This is a genomic window from Pseudomonas sp. IB20 (genome assembly GCF_009707325.1).
GTDB lineage: Bacteria > Pseudomonadota > Gammaproteobacteria > Pseudomonadales > Pseudomonadaceae > Aquipseudomonas.
Genome location: NZ_CP046103.1, coordinates 5,031,651 through 5,048,389 on the forward strand (window position 1 = coordinate 5,031,651; position 16,739 = coordinate 5,048,389).

The 16,739-nt window shown below is 62.1% G+C and carries 17 protein-coding genes and 1 other RNA gene; 9 read left to right on the forward strand and 9 right to left on the reverse strand.

What is annotated here, in order from left to right; all coding sequences use genetic code 11:
* Positions 1-11: 11 nt before the first annotated feature.
* From GJU48_RS23545 to GJU48_RS23575, 7 genes are all read right to left on the reverse strand, one after another.
* A complete protein-coding gene (locus GJU48_RS23545) occupies positions 12-1,628 on the reverse strand; it encodes an ABC transporter permease (RefSeq protein ID WP_094948807.1) in 1,617 nt (538 codons plus the stop codon).
* A 155-nt stretch (positions 1,629-1,783) separates the two neighbouring features.
* Positions 1,784-2,788 (reverse strand): extracellular solute-binding protein, encoded by a 1,005-nt coding sequence (locus GJU48_RS23550; protein ID WP_094948806.1) that lies wholly within the window; start codon positions 2,786-2,788, stop codon positions 1,784-1,786.
* A 151-nt stretch (positions 2,789-2,939) separates the two neighbouring features.
* Positions 2,940-4,157 (reverse strand): 2-octaprenyl-3-methyl-6-methoxy-1,4-benzoquinol hydroxylase, encoded by a 1,218-nt coding sequence (locus tag GJU48_RS23555; protein WP_176462877.1) that lies wholly within the window; start codon positions 4,155-4,157, stop codon positions 2,940-2,942.
* A 9-nt stretch (positions 4,158-4,166) separates the two neighbouring features.
* A complete protein-coding gene (locus GJU48_RS23560) occupies positions 4,167-4,652 on the reverse strand; it encodes a DUF4442 domain-containing protein (RefSeq protein WP_094948804.1) in 486 nt (161 codons plus the stop codon).
* On the reverse strand, positions 4,645-5,832 hold the full coding sequence (ubiH, locus tag GJU48_RS23565; RefSeq protein ID WP_094948803.1) for a 2-octaprenyl-6-methoxyphenyl hydroxylase: 1,188 nt from the start codon (positions 5,830-5,832) through the stop codon (positions 4,645-4,647). The genes GJU48_RS23560 and ubiH overlap by 8 nt, the downstream gene beginning before the upstream one ends.
* Positions 5,829-7,151, reverse strand: a complete 1,323-nt coding sequence (pepP, locus tag GJU48_RS23570) for a Xaa-Pro aminopeptidase (protein ID WP_094948802.1) — start codon at positions 7,149-7,151, stop codon at positions 5,829-5,831. Before pepP ends, ubiH begins: the two co-directional genes overlap by 4 nt.
* Positions 7,152-7,171: 20 nt before the next feature.
* A complete protein-coding gene (locus GJU48_RS23575) occupies positions 7,172-7,729 on the reverse strand; it encodes a YecA/YgfB family protein (RefSeq protein ID WP_094948801.1) in 558 nt (185 codons plus the stop codon).
* A 138-nt stretch (positions 7,730-7,867) separates the two neighbouring features.
* On the opposite strand from GJU48_RS23575, the gene GJU48_RS23580 reads away from it, so the two are divergent.
* The 4 genes from GJU48_RS23580 to GJU48_RS23595 all read left to right on the forward strand — a co-directional run bounded on the left by GJU48_RS23580 (position 7,868) and on the right by GJU48_RS23595 (position 9,288).
* Positions 7,868-8,077 (forward strand): TIGR02449 family protein, encoded by a 210-nt coding sequence (locus GJU48_RS23580; RefSeq protein ID WP_003177365.1) that lies wholly within the window; start codon positions 7,868-7,870, stop codon positions 8,075-8,077.
* On the forward strand, positions 8,074-8,391 hold the full coding sequence (locus GJU48_RS23585) for a cell division protein ZapA (RefSeq protein ID WP_003213956.1): 318 nt from the start codon (positions 8,074-8,076) through the stop codon (positions 8,389-8,391). The genes GJU48_RS23580 and GJU48_RS23585 overlap by 4 nt, the downstream gene beginning before the upstream one ends.
* A gap of 30 nt (positions 8,392-8,421) precedes the next feature.
* A non-coding RNA gene (ssrS, locus tag GJU48_RS23590) (6S RNA) lies at positions 8,422-8,600 on the forward strand.
* Positions 8,601-8,658: 58 nt separating this feature from the next.
* On the forward strand, positions 8,659-9,288 hold the full coding sequence (locus GJU48_RS23595) for a 5-formyltetrahydrofolate cyclo-ligase (RefSeq protein WP_094948800.1): 630 nt from the start codon (positions 8,659-8,661) through the stop codon (positions 9,286-9,288).
* Between the two features lie 6 nt (positions 9,289-9,294).
* Here the strand turns inward: GJU48_RS23595 and GJU48_RS24975 are convergent, their stop codons facing one another.
* Positions 9,295-9,444: a hypothetical protein gene (locus tag GJU48_RS24975; RefSeq protein ID WP_010207387.1), complete on the reverse strand. Its 150-nt coding sequence runs from the start codon at positions 9,442-9,444 to the stop codon at positions 9,295-9,297.
* 193 nt (positions 9,445-9,637) lie between these two features.
* On the opposite strand from GJU48_RS24975, the gene GJU48_RS23600 reads away from it, so the two are divergent.
* The 4 genes from GJU48_RS23600 (at position 9,638) to GJU48_RS23615 (ending at position 14,947) form a co-directional block, all read left to right on the forward strand.
* Positions 9,638-10,081: an EVE domain-containing protein gene (locus GJU48_RS23600; RefSeq protein ID WP_155296084.1), complete on the forward strand. Its 444-nt coding sequence runs from the start codon at positions 9,638-9,640 to the stop codon at positions 10,079-10,081.
* A 65-nt stretch (positions 10,082-10,146) separates the two neighbouring features.
* Positions 10,147-11,115: an HlyD family secretion protein gene (locus GJU48_RS23605; RefSeq protein ID WP_094948798.1), complete on the forward strand. Its 969-nt coding sequence runs from the start codon at positions 10,147-10,149 to the stop codon at positions 11,113-11,115.
* Positions 11,112-13,829 (forward strand): ribosome-associated ATPase/putative transporter RbbA, encoded by a 2,718-nt coding sequence (rbbA, locus tag GJU48_RS23610; protein WP_094948797.1) that lies wholly within the window; start codon positions 11,112-11,114, stop codon positions 13,827-13,829. The genes GJU48_RS23605 and rbbA overlap by 4 nt, the downstream gene beginning before the upstream one ends.
* Positions 13,829-14,947, forward strand: coding sequence for an ABC transporter permease (locus GJU48_RS23615; protein ID WP_094948796.1), 1,119 nt, complete (start codon positions 13,829-13,831; stop codon positions 14,945-14,947). The genes rbbA and GJU48_RS23615 overlap by 1 nt, the downstream gene beginning before the upstream one ends.
* 141 nt (positions 14,948-15,088) lie before the next feature.
* Here GJU48_RS23615 and GJU48_RS23620 read toward each other — a convergent pair whose 3' ends face one another.
* Positions 15,089-15,496: a flagellar basal body-associated protein FliL gene (locus tag GJU48_RS23620; RefSeq protein WP_094948795.1), complete on the reverse strand. Its 408-nt coding sequence runs from the start codon at positions 15,494-15,496 to the stop codon at positions 15,089-15,091.
* Between the two features lie 150 nt (positions 15,497-15,646).
* Here GJU48_RS23620 and GJU48_RS23625 point away from each other — a divergent pair, with 150 nt between their 5' ends.
* Positions 15,647-16,624, forward strand: a complete 978-nt coding sequence (locus tag GJU48_RS23625; protein WP_094948794.1) for an NADPH:quinone oxidoreductase family protein — start codon at positions 15,647-15,649, stop codon at positions 16,622-16,624.
* The last annotated feature ends 115 nt before the right edge of the window (positions 16,625-16,739 follow it).

Genomic DNA, 16,739 nt, shown 5'->3' on the forward strand with positions numbered 1-16,739 from the left:
AGGACTGGCACCTAAGCGATTTGCCGGGCAGAGCGCCGGATCAGCCCGATTACCGGCAACAGCCCCACCAATACCAGTGTCAGCGCCGGCAACGATGCACGCGCCCACTCGCCTTCGCTGGTCATTTCAAAAATCCGCACCGCCAGGGTGTCCCAGCCAAACGGGCGCATCAGCAGGGTCGCGGGCATTTCCTTGAGCACATCGACGAACACCAGCAGCGCCGCGCTCAACGTCCCGGGCAACAGCAGTGGCAGATACACTTTGCAAAACAGTCGTGGCCCACTCACGCCAAGGCTGCGCGCCGCTTCCGGTAAAGAGGGCCGGATTCGCGCCAGGCTGTTTTCCAACGGCCCATAGGCCACCGCCAGGAAACGCACCAAATACGCCAGCACCAACGCCGACAGGCTGCCGAGCAACAAGGGCTTGCCCGCACCGCCGAGCCAACCCGACAACGGCACCACCAGCTCACGGTCCAGGTAGCTGAACGCCAGCATGATCGACACCGCCAACACCGAGCCCGGCAAGGCATAGCCGACATTAGCCAGGCTGATACCAGAGCGAATCGCCCGGGTCGGCGCCAGACGGTTGGCAAACGCCAATATCAGCGCAACGCTGACCGTGATCAGCGCGGCGATGCCGCCCAGGTAGAGGGTGTGGACGATCAGGCCGCTATAGCGCTCATCCAGGTCAAACCGGCCGCGCTGCCAAAACCAGACGACCAGTTGCAGCATGGGGATGACAAAGGCGCACGCGAACACCAAGCCACACCAGGTACTGGCCGCTGCGGCCTTGAACCCGCGCAAGTGGTACAACGCCTTGCCCCGTGGCCGCTCATTGCTCGGGCGGCTGGCTCCGCGAGCACGCCGTTCGCCGTAGAGCACCAACATCACCACCAGCAGCAACAGGCTGGCCAGTTGGGCGGCGCTGGACAGGCTGAAAAAGCCGTACCACGTCTTGTAGATGGCCGTGGTGAAGGTGTCGAAATTGAATACCGAGACGGCGCCGAAATCCGCCAGGGTTTCCATCAGCGCCAAGGCTACGCCAGCACCAATCGCCGGCCGTGCCATGGGCAGCGCCACACGCCAGAACGCCTGCCATGGCGATTGGCCAAGCACCCGTGCCGCCTCCATCAAGCCTTTGCCCTGAGCCAAGAACGCAGTGCGCGCCAGCAGGTAGACATAGGGATAGAACACCAGCACCAACACGATGATGACGCCGCTGGTGGAGCGCACACGTGGCAGACGCAAGCCGCTGCCGAACCATTCACGCAGCAGGGTTTGCACCGGGCCTGCGAAATCCAACAGGCCGACAAACACAAAGGCCAGCACGTAGGCGGGAATCGCGAAAGGCAGCATCAACGCCCAGTCGAGCCAGCGCCGCCCGGGGAACTCGCACAGGCTGGTCAACCAGGCCAGGCTCACGCCCAACAGTGTCACGCCGACACCGACGCCCAACACCAGGGTCAGGGTGTTGCCCAACAGGCGCGGCATCTGGGTTTCCCACAGGTGGGACCAGATCTGTTGATCGATGCTTTGCCAGGACAGCAACAGCACGCTCAGCGGCAGCAGCACCAATGCGGCGACGGTGAAGACCGGCAGGTACCAGCGACGTTGGGCGGGGTGGGCCAAGGAAAAACTCTCAGAGTGTCAGTTGTCTTGAAAACACCACCAACCAATGTGGGAGCGGGCTGGCGTGGGAGCGGGCTCGGCACACACCGAGGTGCCTGCATCGCGGGCAAGCCCGGCTCCCACATTCTAGATCGGCGGCGTTTTACAAATTGTACTTAGTTCCAGCCAGCGCGATCCATCAAGCGAATGGCCTCCGCCTGACGCTTACCGGCCACTTCCACCGGCAGTGTATCGGCCACGAACTTGCCCCAGGTCGCCACTTCCGCCGATGGCGGCACGGCCGGGTTGGCCGGGAATTCCTGGTTCACATCGGCAAATATTTTCTGCGCCTCAGGCGTGGTCATCCATTCCACCAACGCCTTGGCGGCTTCCGGGTGTGGCGCATGCTTGGTGAGACCAATGCCCGACAGGTTCACATGCACGCCACGGTCGCCCTGGTTCGGCCAGAACAGCTTCACCGCCAGGTCCGGCTTCTGCTTGTGCAGGCGGCCGTAGTAGTAAGTGTTAACGATACCCACGTCGCACTGCCCGGCGTTGATGGCTTCGAGCACGGCGATGTCATCGGAGAACACGTCGGTGGACAGGTTATTGACCCAGCCTTTGACGATTTCTTCGGTCTTGGCCGCGCCGTGGGTTTCGATCAGGGTGGCAGTCAGCGACTGGTTGTAGACCTTCTTCGCCGTGCGCAGGCACAGGCGGCCTTCCCATTGCTTGTCGGCCAGGGCTTCGTAAGTGGTCAGGTCACCCGGTTTTACCCGGTCGGTGGAATAGGCGATGGTCCGCGCGCGCAAGCTCAAGCCGGTCCAGGCATGCTTTGAAGAGCGATATTGCAGAGGAATGTTCTTGTCGATTACCGCCGAGGTGAACGGCTGCAGGATGCCCATTTGCTCGGCCTGCCAGAGGTTACCGGCGTCGACGGTGAGCAGCAGGTCGGCGGTGGCGTTTTCGCCTTCGGCCTTGATCCGCTGCATCAGCGGGGCTTCCTTGTCGGTGATGAACTTCACCTGTACGCCGGTTTTCTGGGTGTAGGCGTCGAACACCGGCTTGATCAGTTCGTCGATGCGCGAGGAGTAGACCACGACTTCGTCGGCTGCCTGCACGGTGGTGCTGCCGATGAGGGTGAGTGCCAGGGCAGTCAGGAGGCGTTTGGGTGCCAACATGGGTGCGGTCTCTCATATGCAAATGGAAAGCAAATGATAGGGACTCACATTTAGTGGCGCTCGGTGGAGGCGTTACCAGATGTTGCATGGCCGCGATTTACGTGAGGCTGTCTCATCGCGGAGCGCTCCCACAGACGATCGCATTTCAAGTTCAGGGCTTGGCCAGCTCCGGGAGATCGCCAGTCAGGCCCAAGGCCTGGCGCACGAAGATGGCTTTGGCTTCCGGCATCTGGTCGACCATTTTCAACCCGGCATTGCGCAACCAGCGCAATGGCAGCTGGTCAGCCTGGAACAACCGTTCAAAGCCTTCCATCGCCGCCATCAGCGCGAGGTTATACGGCATGCGCCGACGCTCGTAACGGCTCAGCACCTTCACATCCGCCAGGCGCTCGCCGCGCTCGGTCGCCGCCAACAGCACTTCGGCCAGCACCGCCGCATCGAGGAAGCCCAGGTTAACGCCCTGGCCCGCTAACGGGTGGATCACATGGGCCGCATCACCGATCAACGCCAGGCCTTCGGCCACGTAGCGTTTGGCGTGGCGCTGGCGCAACGGCACACAGACACGCGGGTCGGCGCTGATCACCGTACCGAGTCGCCCTTCAAAGGCGCGCTCCAGTTCACGGCAGAAATTTTCGTCATCCAGCGCCATCAGGCGTTCGGATTCCGCCGGCGTGGTCGACCAGACGATTGAGCACCAGTCCTCTTGCCCATCGCGTACCAGCGGCAGGAATGCCAGCGGGCCGGTATCGGTAAAGCGCTGCCAGGCCGTGCGCTGGTGCGGTTGGCTGCTGCGCACGCTGGTGACGATGGCGTTATGCAGGTAATCCCATTCGCGGGTCGTGGTGCCGGTCAGGCGGCGCACGGCGGAATTGGCGCCGTCGGCGGCCACCACCAGCGGCGCGCGCAATTTGCGCCCATCGGCCAGGGTCAGCAGCCAGTCATCGCCGGAGCGGCGCATCTGTTCCAAGCGCGCGTTGGCCAGCAGGCCCAGGTCGCAGTCGTGCAGGCGGTCGAGCAAGGCATCCTGAACCACACGGTTCTCGACGATATGCCCAAGCACTTCGGCATGCACGCTGGCCGCCGAAAAGTGGATCTGCCCGGTGCCGCTGCCGTCCCACACCTGCATCTCGCCATAAGGGCTGGCGCGTCGCGACACGATGCCGTCCCACACGCCGAGGCGCTCGAGGATGCGCTGGCTGGCGGCCGACAAGGCGCTCACGCGGGGTTCGAAGGCCGCATCCTGGTCGAACGGTTTGACGCTCAGCGGGCTGCCGTCCAGCAGCAGCACCTGCAGGCCACTGCCCTGCAACGCCAGCGCCAGGGCGCTCCCGACCATTCCGGCCCCGACAATCAGCACATCTGCGCGCATGTCCATGCTTTAAGCCTGCTTTGCTGGCGGCTTGCGCCGCACGTAAAGGGTTTTTTCGACCCGCGCCACCAAGGTGCCGGAGCCGTCATGAATCTGTACTTTGAGGTGGGGCAAGTACTTCTCGCCACCTTCGGTCTGCCTGCGAATCTCGTCCAGCAAGGCCTCGTCGATGGAAAATTCGGCGTACACCGGGCCTTTGCCCGGCGACACGAAGTCGATGCTCGCGGCTTTGTCCCAGACGATGTAGTCGCGGCCCAGGTTTTCCATCAACAAGAGCATGTAGAACGGGTCGACCATCGAATACAGGCTGCCGCCGAATTGCGTGCCGACGTAATTGCGGTTGTACCAGCCCAGGCCCATGCGCACCTTGGCATAGCGCAAATCCGCACTGAGTGCCTGCACCCGGATTCCAGCGCCCAGGTACGGCGGGTACAAGGACAGAGCCCAGCGCAACAGCCGCGCCTTGCCCAGGCGTCGGGTCAGCCAGTTACGCATCGGGGCGCGTGCCCAGGCCCATGGCCTGACGGGCGAACCAGCGTTTGGCCGGCGGTAACAAATCCAGGCCCAGCAAGCCCATGTTACGGCCCAAGGCCACCAACGGTTGAGCACTGCCAAACAGCCGCGTGACTTGATCGGAGAAACCTACGGTCAATTTCTGATCCAGGCGTTGGCGCTCGCGATAGCGTTCCAAGGTTGCCAAATCGCCCGGCACCTCAGGCCCGGCCAGCAAGGCTTCGGCCAAGGCGTTGGCATCGCGCAGGGACAAATTGAAACCCTGCCCGGCAATCGGGTGCAGGCTGTGGGCGGCATTACCGAGGATGGCCAGGTGCGAGCGTACTTGTTCTTCGGCCTCCACCAGCGTCAGCGGGTACAGGTGCCGCGCGCCGACTTGCTTCAACGTGCCCAGGCGATAGCCGAACACGCCCTGTAATTCGCTGAGGAAGCTGCGCTCATCAAGGTTGGCCAGGCGCTGGGCGTCCATGCCGATGCGCGTCCACACCAGCGCGCAGCGGTTGTCCGGCAGCGGCAGCAGGGCCATGGGGCCCTCATCGGTGAAACGCTCGAAGGCCTCGCCATTGTGGGCTTCGCTTGGGGTGATGTTGGCGATCAACGCGCTCTGGTTGTAGGGCCGGGTTTTCACACCGACGCCCAATTGCTCGCGCAAACCGGAGCGACCGCCATCGGCCAATACCGCGAGGTCGCATTCCAGCACGGTTTCATCGTTGAGGGTCAGGCGATAGCCATCGGCCAGCGGCTCCATGCGGGTGACTTCCGCCGGGCAACGCCAACTGACCACGTCTTTGTCCAGGCCTTTCCACAGGCATTGGCCGAGCCAGGCGTTTTCCACCACATAGCCGAGGGCCGGCACACCCTCCTCCATGGCAGACAGGCGCGCAGTGGAGAAGCGGCCACGGTCCGACACGTGAATCTGTTTGATCGGCTCGGCGCGGCGGGAAATGTCCTGCCACAGGCCCAAGCGCTGATAAATCTGCCGAGCGCCGTAGGACAACGCCGAAGAGCGCGCGTCATAGCTCGGCTGGTAACTGTCACCCGGCGCGAACGGTTCGATCAGCACGATCTTCCAGCCGCGTGCCTTGGCACCCGCCTGCAACGCCAACGCCAGGCTGGCACCCACCAGACCGCCGCCAATAATCGCCACGTTGACCCGGCTCATCGGGCAGCCGCCATCAGCGCTTCGATCTCGGCGACGGTCTTGGGCACGCCGCCGGTCAAAATTTCACAGCCTTGCTTGGTCACTACCACGTCGTCCTCGATGCGTACGCCAATGCCACGCCATTTCTTCGCCACGTTCTGGTTGTCGGGCGAAATATAGATGCCAGGTTCCACGGTCAACGCCATGCCGACTTCCAGCACCCGCCATTCACCGCCCACCTTGTACTCGCCCACATCATGCACATCCATGCCCAGCCAATGGCCGGCGCGGTGCATATAAAAGGCGCGACAGGCTTCGCCGGCGATCAGCTCGTCGACGTCGCCTTGCAGCAACCCCAGCTTCACCAGCCCGACGGTGATGACGCGCACCGTCGCCTCGTGGGCCTGGTTCCAATGTTTGTTCGGCGCGATCTCGGCAAAAGCGGCTTCCTGGGAGGCCAGCACAATCTCGTAGATCGCCTTCTGCTCGGGCGAAAACGTGCCGTTAACCGGCCAGGTGCGGGTGATGTCGCTGGCGTAGCAGTCGATCTCGCAACCGGCGTCGATCAACACCAGGTCGCCGTCCTTGAGCACCGCGTCATTCTGCTGGTAATGCAGAATGCAGCTATTGCGCCCGGCGGCGACGATGGAGCCATAGGCGGGCATTTTCGCGCCGCCCTTGCGGAATTCGTAATCCAGCTCGGCTTCCAGGCTGAATTCATGCAACCCCGCGCGGCTGGCCTGCATCGCCTTCACGTGGGCGGCGCAGGAAATTCGTGCGGCCTCGCGCATCACCTTCACTTCTGCCGCCGATTTATACAGGCGCATGTCGTGGAGCAGGTGATCCAGGGCAACAAATTCATTCGGCGGCTGGGCGCCCAGGTGCGCTTTAGAGCGGATCACGTTGATCCACTCCATCACATGCCGGTCGAATTCGGCGTTGCTGCCCATAGCCGAGTACACCCGGTCGCGACCTTCGATCAGGCCGGGCAGGATGTCGTCGATATCGGTGATGGGGAACGCATCGTCGGCACCAAAGTCACGGATCGCGCCTTCGGTACCGGCACGCAGGCCGTCCCACAATTCGCGTTCGGCATTGCGCTCGCGGCAGAACAGCACGTACTCGCCATGTTGGCGACCGGGCATCAGCACGATCACCGCTTGCGGTTCGGGGAAGCCGCTCAGGTACTGGAAGTCGCTGTCTTGGCGGTAGACGTGCTCGACATCACGGTTGCGGATCGCCACGGCGGCAGCCGGCAGGATTGCGATGCTATTGGGTTCCATCTGCGCCATGAGCGCCTTGCGGCGACGGGTGTATTCCGCTTTCGGGATATGGATCATGGGCAGATGGGCTTCCTTTCTTAATGCAGCGACGGCTTGGCTGCGGCTGGCTCAGCGGATTTTTTGGTCTCGGTGAACAGCAGCAGCGGCGCGACGCGCAGGTATTCCATCACTTCCATGTAGTCGCCTTCACCGTCTTCGGATTCTTCCAAGGCGTCTTGCACCTGGGAGATCGCCGCCAGGTCCTGCAGCACTTCCTTGGCGTCGGTGCTCAGCTCCAGGCCGCCGGCGTTCACGCCGAAACCGTGGAGGAAACCCTGGCACCATTGGCCCAGCGCGGCAGCGCGTTCGGCGAGCGGCGCGTCGTCGGTCGGCAGCAGCAGGACTACGGTGACGTCGTCACCGGTCAGCTCGCCTTTGACCATCTCTTGCAGGCCGATCAGCGCGTTACGCACGTTCTCGGTCGGCTCGGTTTCGAGCAGCTCGGCCACATCAGCCAGCCAGTTGTCAGCATCAAAGCCAACACCGGTGCAACTGCGGCCCAACAGCACGCCGTGCAGTTCGGCAGGCGAGCAAGGATGACCGCTGGTGCTCAGCAGTTTGGAAAAAGCATCGTACGGGGAGTTCTGAATAGGCATGGTGAGCTAGGCGCCAGACGGCGCAATGTCTAGAATGAAGCGCTGTATCCTAGCACCGGCAGACGTACCAAGACTATCGAGGGCGTCAGATCGTTTATCCTGCAGCTGCCATTCATCAGACAAATCCAGTGGAACCCAATGGAAGACACCGACCTGCAAGCGCTGATGGCCAGACTCGAGCTGCTAATTGATCGGGTCGAGCAACTTAAGAGTCAAAACGGACTCCTATTAGCTCAGGAAAAGACCTGGCGCGAGGAACGCGCGCACCTCATTGAAAAAAACGAAATCGCCCGGCGTAAGGTCGAATCGATGATTTCGCGCCTGAAGGCCCTGGAGCAAGACTCATGAGTTCAAGCAATAGCGTTACCGTGCAGATCCTCGACAAAGAATATTCGATCATCTGCCCCCAGGAAGAACGCAGCAACCTGGTGAGTGCTGCCCGCTACCTGGATGGCAAGATGCGTGAAATCCGCAGCAGCGGCAAAGTTATCGGCGCCGATCGTATCGCTGTGATGGCCGCACTGAACATTACCCACGATTTGCTGCATAAGCAGGAGCGGCCTGACGTGCAGGCCAGCGGCTCGACGCGCGAGCAAGTGCGTGACCTGCTGGAGCGGGTTGATCTGGTACTTTCTACCGATCCAGAGCCACCCAAGGGCTGATTGCCGAGTCTGTTTAAGGTATACTCGCCCCACTCCCTGGCGTGTTTGCCAGTCGGCGATGTCCCTGAGCCGATTCGCACTACCCTGGAAGTTGCACGTTGGGCTGGTGTGCATGTCCGCTAGACGGAAAGCCTTAAAGCCTACTGCATCTTCCACCTTGAACTTTCGGGTTCAAGGGCTAAGTCGACAGCGGCTCTGTCGGGGAGCCTGAATTCCCAAACTCAATGCCAGTCTTAGGACTGGCATTGTTTTATGAGCCGAAAAACCATGACCGAACCTGCGCCGCTTTCCCGTCCGCAACTTCGACGCATGTTGCGCAAAGCCCGCCGCGCCCTCACGCCGAGCAAGCAGCGCCAGGCCGCCCAAGGCCTGTATCGGCAACTGGCACAGCACCCGCTGTTTCGCCGGGCCAAGCATATTTCTTTATACCTACCGACGGACGGTGAAATCGATCCGCTCCTGCTGCTGCGCGCCGCTCAGCGCCGGGGCAAGGCTACCTATCTGCCGGTACTCAGCGCCTGGCCGCGAACCAAGATGGTGTTCCAGCGCGTGCGGCCTGGGGATAAGTTGCTGCCCAACCGTTTTCGCATCCTAGAACCGCGAGTGAACGCCAATCGCCAGCGCCAAGTCTGGACACTCGATCTGGTGTTGCTGCCGCTGGTGGGGTTCGACGATGGGGGCGGAAGATTGGGCATGGGCGGCGGCTTTTACGACCGCAGCCTGGCCTACCTCGCCAGGCGCCAGAGCTGGCGCAAGCCGACGCTGCTGGGGCTGGCCCATGAATGTCAGAAGGTCGAGCGCTTGGCGCAGGCGAGCTGGGACGTGCCGTTGGCGGGCACCATCACCGATAAGCACTGGTATGTCGCAGAAACGTCGCTGGAACCAGCGACGTCTTGAATAGTTTTAACGCTTGAACGGTTGTGGCTGCTGCTGAGCCAGCTCAACAGGTGCATCCGTCTTGTTCGACCACAAGCTCTGGGCATACCCGGTGGTCACGACGCCCAGACCAAACAAAATAACCAAAATCCATAGTAAATCCGGTTTACGTTGCATCGATTGCCCCCCTTCAGGCACTCGTACACGATGACAACAACGTTCCAATGTAGTCCGTTGCAGCTGCGTCAAGCTTAAAAGCGGGCATTCTGCGGTAACGTGAACCAACACGCAAACCTTGACGCCAACCGACTGTCGGTTTGTCATGGAATTGCCGGACAACTTGCCCAATGCCTTTTTCAGGAGCCCAAAAATGGCCTACTGGCTGATGAAATCCGAGCCCGATGAACTGTCCATCACGGGTCTTGAAAAGCTCGGCGAAGCCCGTTGGGACGGGGTGCGTAACTATCAGGCGCGCAATTTCCTACGCGCAATGGCCGTGGGTGATGAGTTCTTCTTCTACCACTCCAGTTGCCCCGAACCAGGCATTGCCGGCATTGGCAAAATCATCGAAGCCGCCTATCCGGACCCCACCGCGCTGGAACCGGATAGCCACTATTTCGACGCCAAGGCCAGCCCGGAGAAAAATCCGTGGAGTGCGATCAACGTGGCGCACGTCGAGACGTTTTCAAAGGTGCTGGGCCTGGGCTACCTGAAACAACAAACGGCACTGGCCGAGTTGCCGCTGGTGCAAAAAGGCAGCCGGTTATCCGTAATGCCGGTGACGGCCGATCAATGGGCGGCGCTTGCCTCTTGACCCGTATCAACGGCCCTCGGGGCGATACCGGTCAAACTAGGATGCTAATGCCGCAGGATGCAGCCATGTCAACGAACCACCCTACTATGTCGCGCCTTTTCGCCATCGCCCTGATCGTGCTGCTGCTGGGCGCCGGTGGCTTCGGTTACTGGCGATCGACCCAGGACCGCCTGCCCGAAGGTTTGAGCATGGGCAACGGCCGCCTGGAATCCACCGAAGTGCAGATCGCCGCCAAGATACCCGGGCGCCTGGCCGAAGTGCGCGTGGATGAAGGCGACAAGGTGCTCAAGGGCCAATTGCTCGCGCGCATGGACACCCGCACCCTCGAAGCCCAGCGCGCCCAGGCCGAAGCCGAAGTGCTGCGTGCCAAAGAAAACTTCGCCGCCGCCGAGGCCAACGTGCAGTTGCGCCAGAGCGAACAACTGCTGGCCAATCAGGAACTCAAGCGCACCCAAGAGCTGTACCGGCGCGGCTTCGCCAGCAGCCAGTTGATCGACCAACAACAAGCGCGCCAGAACACCGGCAATGCTGCCGTGGTTGCCGCGCAAGCCCAGGTCAACTCGGTGAAGGCCGCCATCGGCGCCGCCGTGGCCCAAGTGGCCCAGCTCACCAGCGAAATCGACGACAGCAGCCTGCGCGCGCCCATCGACGGCATTATTCAATTACGCCTGGCCGAGCCGGGTGAAGTGCTCGGCGCGGGCGGCCGCGTGTTGCTGCTGATTGATCCGAATGACCAGTACATGAACCTCTACCTGCCCGCCTCCGTCACCGGTCGCCTGACCGTCGGCAGTGATGCGCGCATCCTGCTCGACGCCCTGCCCCAGCAACCGTTGCCGGCCAAAATCAGCTTTGTCGCCGCCAAATCGCAGTTCACGCCCAAGGAAGTGGAAACCCGCGACGAACGCCAGAAGCTGGTGTTCCGCGTCAAACTACGCCTGACTCAACCCAGTGCTGTACCGCAAGCCAAACCGGGCATGCCCGGCGCCGGCTACGTGCGCACGGCTGATATCGACTGGCCGGCCAACCTGCAATGACCGGCCTGGCGCTGCACGCCACGGGTATCAACCACCGCTACGGCAAGCAACAGGCACTGGTCGACATCGCCTTCAGCTTGCCCGCCGGCACTCGCTGCGGGCTGATCGGCCCGGATGGCGCGGGCAAGTCGAGCCTGCTGGGGTTGATCGCCGGGGTTAAAAAGCTTCAAGTCGGGCAGCTGGAAGTGCTCGGCGGTTCCATCGAAGACCGCCGTCACCGCAACAGCCTGTACCCGCGCATTGCCTTCATGCCTCAAGGCCTGGGCGGCAACTTGTATCCCGAATTGTCCATCAGCGAAAACATCCGCTTCTTCGCCACACTGTTCGGCCTGTCGAAAGCTGACTGCGAGCAGCGCATGCACAACCTGTTGCTGGCCACCGACCTTGCGCGCTTCGCCGAGCGGCCGGCCGGCAAGTTGTCCGGCGGCATGAAACAAAAGCTCGGCCTGTGCTGCGCGCTGATCCACGACCCGGACCTGCTGATCCTCGACGAACCCACCACCGGCGTCGACCCACTGTCGCGCCGACGCTTCTGGGAGTTGGTCGACAGCGTACGCCGAGAGCGCCCGCAACTGACGCTACTGGTGGCTACGGCCTACATGGAAGAAGCCGAACAGTTCGAACATTGCCTGATGCTCGATCGCGGCAAACTCATTGCCGATGGCTTGAGCAGCGAACTGGCGGCCGCCACACCCAGCGGCAAACTCGATGAAGCCTTTACCCATTTCCAGGGCGACAGCGCCCACAACAATCAGCCACTGGTGATCCCCCCGCGCGAAAGCGGCAACACCGATATCGCCATCGAAGCCCACGACCTGACGCTGCGTTTTGGTGATTTCACGGCAGTAAACACCGTCAGCTTCGCCATCGGCCGCGGCGAGATTTTTGGCTTTCTCGGCTCCAACGGCTGCGGCAAGACCACCACCATGAAAGTCCTTACCGGGCTGATGCCGGCCACCGAAGGCAGTGCCACGCTGCTCGGCAACCCGGTGAACGCCAAGGATCTGGCGACCCGCAAGCGTGTGGGGTTCATGTCGCAAAGTTTCTCGCTGTACGGCGAACTCAGCGTGCGCCAGAACCTGGTGCTGCACGCGCAACTGTTCGACTTACCCAAGGCTGACAGCGGCCTGCGTATCGACGAGTTGATTCAGCGCTTCGACCTCGGCGAGGTGGCCGAGCAGCCTTCCGGCGAATTGCCCCTCGGCCTGCGCCAGCGCCTGTCATTGGCCGTGGCGGTGCTGCACCGCCCGGAAGTGCTGATCCTCGATGAACCCACCTCGGGCGTTGACCCGGCAGCACGGGATGATTTCTGGCGGCTGCTGATTGAACTGTCCCGCGAGCAAGGCGTAACGATCTTCCTGTCCACCCACTTCATGAACGAAGCCCAGCGCTGCGACCGCATCTCGCTGATGCATGCAGGCAAGGTGCTGGCTTGCGACACACCCGAGGCACTGCAACAGCAATTCCACGGCGACACGTTGGAAGCCGCCTTCGTTACCTGCCTGGAGCAGGCCCAAGGCGAAGCCGAACCTGCCACGCCCAGCGCTACCGTCAGCGAAACCAGCGCGCCGCCCGTGAGCAAACGTGGCTTCAGCGTGTCTCGGCTATTGGCGGTCGCCAGCCGCGAAGGCAAAGAGCTGCTGCGCGACAAAGTGCGCATGGCCTTCGCCCTGCTCGGGGCGATGTTTATGATGGTGATCTTCGGCTACGGCATTTCCCTGGACGTGGAAAACCTCGCCTTCGCCGTCTACGACCAGGACCAGACCCCACAAAGTCGCGCTTACTTAGAAGCCTTCCGCAGTTCGCGCTACTTCGCCGAACAGGCGCCCATCCGCGACGCGACCGAACTGCACCGACGCCTGCAACGCTCGGAAATCAAATTAGCCCTGGAAATCCCGCCGGGCTTTGGCCGTGACCTGTACGCCGGTCGCCAACCCACGGTAGCGGCGTGGATCGACGGCGGCATGCCGTTTCGCGCGGAAACCAGCCGCAATTACGTGGAGGCCGTGCACCAAGGCAATCTTGCGCAACTGGCCGAATTGAGCAGCGTGCCCCGCAGCAGCCAAGCCGCCGCCAAGCTGGAAACGCGCTTTCGCTATAACCAGGACGTGGTCAGCGTAAATGCCATCGGCCCGGGCGTGATGGCGCTGATCCTGGCGTTTATCCCGGCAATGCTCACCGCCCTGGGCATCGTGCGCGAAAAGGAGCTGGGTTCGATCACCAACTTCTATGCCACGCCCCTGACCCGCCTGGAGTTCCTGCTGGGCAAACAGGCACCGTATCTGGCCGTGAGTTTGGTCAACCTGGCGCTGCTGGTGGCGATGAACCGCTGGCTGTTCGGTGTACCGTTCAAGGGCAGCGCCTTGGCGCTGGCAGTCGGCGGCCTGTTGTATGTGCTGGCCACCACCAGCATGGGCTTGTTGATTTCGGCATTCACCCGCACCCAGATCGCGGCGATCCTCGGCACCATGATCATCACCAGCCTGCCGACCATCCAATTCTCCGGGCTGATCGTGCCGCGCTCATCCCTGGAAGGCGCGGCCGCATGGATGGGCATGCTGTTTCCGGCGGGGCACTTTCTGGACATCGCCGTGGGCACCTTCACCAAGGCCCTGGACCTGCGCCAGCTGTGGCCGCAATGCCTAGCGCTGTTCGGCTTTTTTGTCGGGTTCACCGGGTTAAGCCTGATCATGCTCAAGAAGCAGGAGGCCTGATGCACAAGCTCGCTCACATCCTGCGCCTGGGCCTCAAGGAACTCACCAGCCTGCGCCATGACAGCGTATTGCTGCTGTTTCTGGCCTATGCCTTCACAGTCGCGATCTACATGCCCGCCGCCGGTTCGGTGATTGGCGTGCACAACGCCAGCGTGGCGTTTGTCGATGAAGACCACAGCGCGCTCTCGCGGCAGATGGCCGAGGCGTTGCAGCCTCCCGAGTTTCAGCCGCCCGCGCCGCTGGCCTACGACCAACTGGACAAGGTCATGGACAGCGGTGAGTACACCTTTGTGATCAACGTGCCGGCGAATTTCCAAGCCGACTTGTTGGCGGGTCGCCAGCCGGGTGTGCAGGTCAATGTGGATGCGACGGCGATGAGCCAGGCGTTTATGGGCGCAGGCTACATCGGCAGAATTTTCCAGCGTGAATTGCTCAACTACAGCGGCCAGGCCGACGCTAGCCAAAAGGCGCCCGCATTGCTGACGACCCGTGCGCTGTTCAACACCAACCTGGAAGGCGGCTGGTTCCTGGCGGTGATCCAGATCGTCAACAACATCACCATCCTCGCCATCGTGCTCACCGGCACCGCACTGCTGCGCGAACGCGAGCACGGCACCCTCGATCATTTGCTGGTGCTGCCGCTGACCGCGCTGGAAATCATGCTGGCGAAAATCTGGAGCAACATGCTGGTGGTGGTGCTGTGTACGTGGCTGTCGCTGGAGCTGGTGGTCAAAGGCTTGCTCGGCGTGCCGCTGGCCGGCTCCTTGAGTCTGTTCCTGTTTGTGACGGCGCTGTACCTGTTTGCGAGTACCGCGCTGGGGATCTTCCTCGCCACCCTCGCCCGCTCGACACCGCAGTTCGGCTTGCTGGCGATTCCGGTGATCATCCCAATGCTGTTGCTGTCAGGTGGCAGCACGCCGCTGGACAGCATGCCCGAGTGGTTGCAGTGGGTGATGCAGGGCTCGCCGTCCACGCACTTTGTGAGTTTGAGCGCGGCGATTTTATTCAGGGATGCGGGCGTGAGCGTGGTGTGGCCGGACTTGCTGGCGCTGGCGGGGATTGGCTTGGTGTTTTTTTCCGTGGCGCTGGCCAGGTTCAGGAAGAGCCTGGCGTCTTGAGGCGTATCTACTGCCGTCATCGCGGGCAAGCCCGCGCCCACAGGTGAGTGCATTCCAAATGTGGGGCGGCGCCCGCGCCCACAGGTGAGTGCATTCCAAATGTGGGAGCGGGCTTGCCCGCGATGGCGCGAAGCGCCCGCTTTACTGGATGATCAGGTTATTGAAGAGCAGGTCTTCCACCACCGGTTTGCCGGTCTCGTCGCTCATCACTTGCTGAGTTTGCTTCAGGGCTTCCTGGCGCAGCTTTTCCTTGCCTTCAACCGTACTCATGGCCTCGTTGGTCTGCTGAGTGAACAACGCCACCAACTGGTTACGAATCAGCGGATCGTTGGCTTTGACCGCCGCCGCGGCTTCCGGCCCGGTCACGCGCAGAGCGATATCGGCTTTGAATACCTTGAGTTTTGCCGTGCCATCCAGCCCGTAGTTGCCCACGAACGGCGGAGTCAGGCTGATATAGCTGACCTTCGGTGCCTCACCTTCTTTTGCTTCTTCGGCCTGGGCTGCCATCGGCAAGGTCAGGGCGAGCATCAACAGGATCCACGCTTTCACAGTTCATTCCTCAAATTCGGTTGCCGGGTAGCATAACGCTAGCAAGGCTGAGCACAAGCTTATGGCGACTTATCAGGCCCGGGCATGCTCGTTGACCCACGGGCGTACCCTCCTACACTTATCGGCCACGACACCAAAAGGAATAGCCCGATGAAAGCTGTGCTGTGCAAAGCCTTCGGCCCCGCCGAAACCCTGGTGCTGGAAGAGATCGCCAGCCCCGCGATCAAGAAGAACGAAATCCTGCTGGACGTGCACGCTGCCGGGGTGAATTTCCCGGACACCTTGATCATCGAGGGCAAATACCAGTTCAAGCCGCCCTTCCCGTTTTCACCGGGGGGCGAAGCAGCGGGCGTGGTCAGTGAAGTGGGCGAGAAGGTCAGCCACCTGAAAGTCGGCGACCGGGTCATGGCCTTGACCGGCTGGGGCAGCTTTGCCGAGCAGGTCGCGGTGCCGGGCTACAACGTGCTGCCGATCCCGCCGAGCATGGATTTCAACACCGCCGCCGCGTTCAGCATGACCTACGGCACTTCGATGCATGCGCTGAAACAACGCGCCCACCTGCAACCCGGCGAAACCCTGTTGGTGCTCGGCGCCTCGGGTGGCGTGGGCCTGGCCGCCGTGGAAATCGGCAAGGCCATGGGCGCGCGGGTGATCGCCGCCGCCAGCAGTGCCGACAAACTCGCCGTGGCCAAGGCGGCCGGCGCGGATGAGCTGATCAACTACAGCGAAGCCAGCCTCAAGGATGAAATCAAGCGCCTGACCGACGGCAACGGTGTCGACGTCATCTACGACCCGGTCGGCGGCGACCTGTTTGACCAAGCCGTTCGGGGCATCGCCTGGAACGGCCGCCTGTTGGTGGTGGGTTTTGCCAGCGGGCGCATTCCCGAGTTGCCGGTGAACTTGGCGCTGCTCAAAGGTGCCTCGGTGGTCGGGGTGTTCTGGGGCTCGTTCGCCCAGCGCCAGCCGCAGGACAATGCGGCGAACTTCCAGCAGTTGTTCAGTTGGTATGCCGAGGGGAAGTTGAAGCCATTGGTGTCGAAGGTGTATCCGCTGGAGCAGGCTGCCCAAGCGATCAATGACCTGGGGCAGCGCAAGGCGGTGGGCAAGGTCGTCGTGCAAACCCGCTGACCGACTTGAAATGCCATTAACTGTGGGAGCTGGCTTGTCTGCTCCCACAGTTGATCTCCATAGGTCTCAACTAACTGTGGGAGCTGGCTTGTCTGCTCCCACAGTTGATCTCCAT

Bases quoted from the DNA above. Each gene is read 5' to 3' on its own strand.
- GJU48_RS23580 (WP_003177365.1), top strand. From the start codon at position 7,868: ATGGAAGACACCGACCTGCAAGCGCTGATGGCCAGACTCGAGCTGCTA.
- GJU48_RS23550 (WP_094948806.1), bottom strand. From the start codon at position 2,788: ATGTTGGCACCCAAACGCCTCCTGACTGCCCTGGCACTCACCCTCATC.
- GJU48_RS23625 (WP_094948794.1), top strand. From the start codon at position 15,647: ATGAAAGCTGTGCTGTGCAAAGCCTTCGGCCCCGCCGAAACCCTGGTG.
- GJU48_RS23575 (WP_094948801.1), bottom strand. From the start codon at position 7,729: ATGCCTATTCAGAACTCCCCGTACGATGCTTTTTCCAAACTGCTGAGC.
- GJU48_RS23600 (WP_155296084.1), top strand. From the start codon at position 9,638: ATGGCCTACTGGCTGATGAAATCCGAGCCCGATGAACTGTCCATCACG.
- GJU48_RS23595 (WP_094948800.1), top strand. From the start codon at position 8,659: ATGACCGAACCTGCGCCGCTTTCCCGTCCGCAACTTCGACGCATGTTG.
- GJU48_RS24975 (WP_010207387.1), bottom strand. From the start codon at position 9,444: ATGCAACGTAAACCGGATTTACTATGGATTTTGGTTATTTTGTTTGGT.
- GJU48_RS23615 (WP_094948796.1), top strand. From the start codon at position 13,829: ATGCACAAGCTCGCTCACATCCTGCGCCTGGGCCTCAAGGAACTCACC.
- GJU48_RS23585 (WP_003213956.1), top strand. From the start codon at position 8,074: ATGAGTTCAAGCAATAGCGTTACCGTGCAGATCCTCGACAAAGAATAT.
- GJU48_RS23555 (WP_176462877.1), bottom strand. From the start codon at position 4,157: ATGCGCGCAGATGTGCTGATTGTCGGGGCCGGAATGGTCGGGAGCGCC.
- ubiH (WP_094948803.1), bottom strand. From the start codon at position 5,832: ATGAGCCGGGTCAACGTGGCGATTATTGGCGGCGGTCTGGTGGGTGCC.
- pepP (WP_094948802.1), bottom strand. From the start codon at position 7,151: ATGATCCATATCCCGAAAGCGGAATACACCCGTCGCCGCAAGGCGCTC.
- GJU48_RS23605 (WP_094948798.1), top strand. From the start codon at position 10,147: ATGTCAACGAACCACCCTACTATGTCGCGCCTTTTCGCCATCGCCCTG.
- GJU48_RS23560 (WP_094948804.1), bottom strand. From the start codon at position 4,652: ATGCGTAACTGGCTGACCCGACGCCTGGGCAAGGCGCGGCTGTTGCGC.
- rbbA (WP_094948797.1), top strand. From the start codon at position 11,112: ATGACCGGCCTGGCGCTGCACGCCACGGGTATCAACCACCGCTACGGC.